The sequence below is a fragment of the Dietzia sp. B19 genome (assembly GCF_014145155.1).
GTDB lineage: Bacteria > Actinomycetota > Actinomycetes > Mycobacteriales > Mycobacteriaceae > Dietzia > Dietzia natronolimnaea.
In genome coordinates this window covers 1-4,363 of the sequence record NZ_JAALED010000215.1, presented here as the reverse complement: position 1 = coordinate 4,363, position 4,363 = coordinate 1, and the positions used below count along the sequence as shown (strand labels likewise).

Annotated in this window: 5 protein-coding genes; 4 read left to right on the top strand and 1 reads right to left on the bottom strand. The window is 71.2% G+C overall.

All coding sequences use genetic code 11. From position 1 onward, the window contains the following. The first annotated feature begins 100 nt into the window (after nt 1-100). The gene (gene rimI / locus G6020_RS07140) at nt 101-553 is read left to right on the top strand and encodes a ribosomal protein S18-alanine N-acetyltransferase (RefSeq protein ID WP_182610144.1); all 453 of its coding nucleotides are present in this window, start codon (nt 101-103) and stop codon (nt 551-553) included. Further along, nucleotides 550-1,587, top strand: coding sequence for a tRNA (adenosine(37)-N6)-threonylcarbamoyltransferase complex transferase subunit TsaD (tsaD, locus tag G6020_RS07135; protein WP_182610143.1), 1,038 nt, complete (start codon nt 550-552; stop codon nt 1,585-1,587). Before rimI ends, tsaD begins: the two co-directional genes overlap by 4 nt. A 36-nt stretch (nt 1,588-1,623) precedes the next feature. Here the strand turns inward: tsaD and G6020_RS07130 are convergent, their stop codons facing one another. Next, nucleotides 1,624-1,995, bottom strand: coding sequence for a DUF4190 domain-containing protein (locus tag G6020_RS07130; RefSeq protein WP_182610142.1), 372 nt, complete (start codon nt 1,993-1,995; stop codon nt 1,624-1,626). A 271-nt stretch (nt 1,996-2,266) separates the two neighbouring features. Between G6020_RS07130 and groES the strand changes: the two genes are divergently transcribed. Continuing rightward, nucleotides 2,267-2,554, top strand: a complete 288-nt coding sequence (gene groES, locus G6020_RS07125) for a co-chaperone GroES (protein ID WP_017837219.1) — start codon at nt 2,267-2,269, stop codon at nt 2,552-2,554. Between the two features lie 144 nt (nt 2,555-2,698). Continuing rightward, nucleotides 2,699-4,321 carry a chaperonin GroEL gene (gene groL, locus G6020_RS07120; protein ID WP_179524689.1) on the top strand — a complete coding sequence of 541 codons (1,623 nt, stop codon included), beginning with the start codon at nt 2,699-2,701 and terminating at the stop codon, nt 4,319-4,321. The last annotated feature ends 42 nt before the right edge of the window (nt 4,322-4,363 follow it).

Here is a 4,363-nt window from a genome sequence, read left to right as displayed (position 1 = left end):
GGGGCGTCGAGGCCGGAGGGCCACCGCGGTGAGCGGTCCGGTGCCGGGCGGCGGCGCCGTGGACGGGGTCGTCTACGATCCGCTGGTCGCGGGCGACGCGATGCGGTGCGCGGAACTCGAACGAGTGCTCTTCCGCGGTGACGGACCGTGGTCTGCCGCATCGTTCCTGTCCGAGATCGGCTCCGGGCACACCACCTGTCTGGCCGCCCGGTCGGAGGGCACGCTGGTCGGGTACGCCGTGCTGGCGGCACTCGGGCGGGCGGGGGACCGTGAGTTCGAGGTCCACACCATCGGCGTCGATCCGGCCTTCCGGGGTCGGGGGATCGGGCGCACGATGCTGCGTCGCCTGCTCGCGGTGGCGGACGCGGAGGCGGCCCCGGTGGTCCTGGACGTGCGGACCGACAACGTCCCGGCCCGCGCGCTCTACGAGGCCCACGGTTTCGAGGTGGTGGGGCTACGGCCCCGGTACTACCGTCCGAGCATGGCCGACGCGCACCTGATGGTGCGTCCGGCGCACCACGGACCCGACGCGGGAGGAGGAGACAGTTCATGAGGACCGTTCTGGGGATCGAGAGTTCGTGCGACGAGACGGGCGTGGCGATCGCCCGGGTGCACGATGACGGGCGCGCGGAGCTGCTCGCCGACGTGGTGGCCTCGTCGATGTCCGAGCACGCGCGCTTCGGCGGCGTGGTGCCCGAGATCGCCTCCCGCGCGCATCTCGAGGCGCTCGTCCCGACCGTGCGTGCGGCGCTCGCCGAGGCGGGTGTGGACCGGCCCGACGCCGTGGCCGCGACCATCGGGCCCGGGTTGTCCGGTGCACTGCTGGTGGGCTCCTCGGCGGCCAAGGCCTACGCCGCCGCGTGGGGCACACCGTTCTACGCGGTCAACCACCTGGTGGGACATGTCGCCGTGGCCGGGTTCGACGGCGGACCGCTCGACGAATGCGTGGCGCTGCTGGTCTCCGGCGGACACACCCAGCTCCTGCACGTGCGCTCTCTCACTGATCCGGTGGTGGAGCTCGGCTCGACGGTCGACGACGCGGCGGGGGAGGCCTACGACAAGGCCGCGAGGCTCCTGGGACTGGGTTACCCGGGCGGTCCGGTGATCGATCGACTCGCGGCGTCCGGTGACCCGGCGGCCATACCCTTTCCCCGCGGGATGACCGGGCCCCGGGACGCCCGACACGACTTCTCCTTCTCCGGGCTCAAGACCTCCGTCGCGCGCCGGATCGAGGCCGCCGAGCGCGACGGGGTGCACCTCGAGGTCGCCGACGTGGCCGCGTCGTTCCAGGAGGCCGTGGCGGACGTGCTCACCATGAAGGCCGTGCGGGCCTGCACAGATCTCGGGGTGTCGACCCTGCTCGTCGGCGGCGGCGTCGCCGCGAACTCCCGGCTGCGGGAGCTGGCGGCGCAGCGGTGCGCCGAGGCCGGGATCCGCCTCCGCGTCCCCCGGCCGCGGCTGTGCACGGACAACGGGGCGATGGTCGTGGCGGTGGCGTCCGCGCTCCTCGCGGCGGGTGCCGAACCCAGTGCCCTCACCGTGGCGGCGGATCCGGGGCTCACGGTCGGGGTGACCCAGCTGGTGTGAGGCGGGTGGTGTGAGGAGGGTGGTGAGGCGGGTGCCTCAGAACCCGAGCAGTGCGAAGCCGTACCCGGTGAACAGCAGCATCCCGCAGACCAGCAGGGTGATCAGGACCAACCACAGGTACCCCACCGCGAGGGCGGTGAGGGCGAGACCGCGCCCGGCCTGTCCGGTCCGGTTGATCCTGGCCAGGGCGAGATGGCCGAGCAGGACCGACGCGAGCGCGAAGATCGCGGGGACCGCGGGCAGGAACAGTCCGAGGAAGGACCCGAACACGACGTTGCCCACCGCCAACACGACCGCGGCGAGCGCCGTCCCGTTGACGTCGGGGGGACCGGCGTGCGACTCGTCGCCGGGGTCCTCCGGATCCCGCCGGCCGGACGCGTCCGCGTCACCGGAGGGGGTACGGGACATGGCGACGACTCCTCCCGGGGGCGGCGGGACTTCCCGCTGATCGTACGCGGGGCCCGCGCGCCCGGCGGCGTGCTCGAGCGGGTGTGTGGGGGCCGGGTGGTGTTCGCCGTCCGCGAACGGGGCCGGATCGGGCACCCGGGACACTTGAGTGCTGGCACTCGCGCATATAGAGTGCCAATAGGCATGGACCCGGTCGCGTCACCCGCGACGACGCCACCCCGGTGCCCCGCCCCCCTGAACACACCAGCCATCTACACACGGAGGATCCATCGTGGCGATCAAGCCGCTTGAGGACAAGATTCTCGTCGAGGCCACCGCTGCCGAGACCACCACGGCGTCCGGCCTCGTCATCCCGGACACCGCCAAGGAGAAGCCCCAGGAGGGCACCGTCGTCGCGGTCGGCAAGGGCCGCTTCGACGAGGACGGCGACCGCATCCCCATGGACATCAAGGAGGGGGACAAGGTCATCTACTCCAAGTACGGCGGAACCGAGATCAAGTACGAGGGCAAGGAGTACCTGATCCTCTCCTCGCGCGACGTTCTCGCGGTCATCGACTGACGTGAGTCGGTACAACCCCGCCCCGGTGGCGCCGGCCAGTGTCCGGCCCGCCGGGGCGGTGGTGTCTCACCGGTGTCGCACCGGTCCGTTACGCAGTACGACCCGTCCGTCCCGAACACCCTCTTCCTTCCAGGAGTCCCATCAATGTCCAAGTTGATAGCGTTCGACGAGGAGGCCCGTAAGGGCATGCTCGCCGGTGTCGACCAACTCGCCGACACCGTCAAGGTCACGCTCGGCCCGAAGGGTCGGCACGTCGTGTTGGCCAAGGCCTTCGGTGGCCCCACCGTCACGAACGACGGTGTCTCCATCGCCCGCGAGATCGAACTCTCCGAGCCGTTCGCGAATCTCGGTGCCCAGCTGGTCAAGAGCGTCGCCACCAAGACCAACGACGTGGCCGGTGACGGCACGACCACCGCGACGGTGCTCGCGCAGGCGCTCATCCGTGAGGGGCTGCGCAACGTGGCCGCCGGATCCAACCCGATGGCCATGGGCAAGGGCATCGAGAAGGCCTCGGCCGCCGTCGTCGAGTTCCTCAAGTCCGCCGCCACCCCGGTGTCGGGGTCCGAGGGGGTGGCGCAGGTCGCCACGGTCTCCTCCCGTGACCCCGAGGTGGGCCGGATGGTCGCCGAGGCCATGGACGCCGTGGGTGTCAACGGCGTCGTGTCCGTCGAGGAATCCCAGGGCCTGCACACCGAGGTCGCCGTGACCGAGGGCATCGCCTTCGACAAGGGCTACCTCAGCCCCTACTTCGTCACCGACCCCGACGAGCAGAAGGCCATCTACGAGGATGTCCTGGTCCTGCTGCACCGCGAGAAGATCAGCTCCCTCCCCGACCTGCTCCCGCTGCTCGAGAAGGTCGCCGAGACCGGCAAGCCGCTGCTCGTCGTGGCCGAGGACGTCGACGGCGAGGCGTTGTCGACGCTGGTCGTCAACTCGATCCGCAAGACCATCAAGGTCGTCGCGATCAAGGCCCCGTTCTTCGGCGACCGCCGCAAGGCCTTCCAGGACGATCTCGCTATCGTCCTCAAGGGTCAGGTCGTCAGCCCGGACCTGGGCATGAAGCTCTCCGACTGTGGCCTCGAGGTGCTCGGACACGCCCGCCGCGTGACCGTCTCCAAGGACGAGACGATCATCGTCGACGGTGACGGTGACCAGGCCGACGTCGACGCCCGGGTGGCGCAGCTGCGCCGCGAGGCCGAGAACACCGACTCCGACTGGGACCGCGAGAAGCTCGAGGAGCGCATCGCCAAGCTCTCCGGGGGCGTCGCGGTCATCCGCGTCGGCGCCGCCACCGAGACGGAGCTCACCGAGCGCAAGCTCCGCGTCGAGGACGCGGTCAACTCGGCCAAGGCCGCCGTCGAGGAGGGCGTGATCGCCGGTGGCGGTTCCGTGCTCGTCCAGGCCGCGGCGTCGCTCGCCCGGCTCGCCGAGGACACCACCGACGCCGACGAGGCGGTGGGGGTGAACGTCGTCCGCAAGGCGCTGGCGGCGCCACTGTTCTGGATCGCCGCCAACGCGGGCGAGGACGGCTCCGTCGTGGTGAGCAAGGTCGCCGACCTCGGTCCGAGGGACGGCTTCAACGCCGCCACCGGCGAGTACGGTGACCTCGTCTCGGCGGGCATCATCGACCCGGTGAAGGTCACCCACTCGGCCGTCGTCAACGCCTGTTCCGTCGCGCGGATGGTGCTGACCACCGAGACGGCGATCGTCGAGAAGCCCGAGCAGGAGGCGCCCGGCGGGCACTCACACGCCGGTCACTCGCACTGATCCCGTCCCGACCGGGCCCCGGTCCCGCACCCGCGGGACCGG

Excerpts from the sequence above, each read along its gene's own strand:
- G6020_RS07130 (WP_182610142.1), bottom strand. The coding sequence starts at position 1,995 with ATGTCCCGTACCCCCTCCGGTGACGCGGACGCGTCCGGCCGGCGGGAT.
- groL (WP_179524689.1), top strand. The coding sequence starts at position 2,699 with ATGTCCAAGTTGATAGCGTTCGACGAGGAGGCCCGTAAGGGCATGCTC.
- tsaD (WP_182610143.1), top strand. The coding sequence starts at position 550 with ATGAGGACCGTTCTGGGGATCGAGAGTTCGTGCGACGAGACGGGCGTG.
- rimI (WP_182610144.1), top strand. The coding sequence starts at position 101 with ATGCGGTGCGCGGAACTCGAACGAGTGCTCTTCCGCGGTGACGGACCG.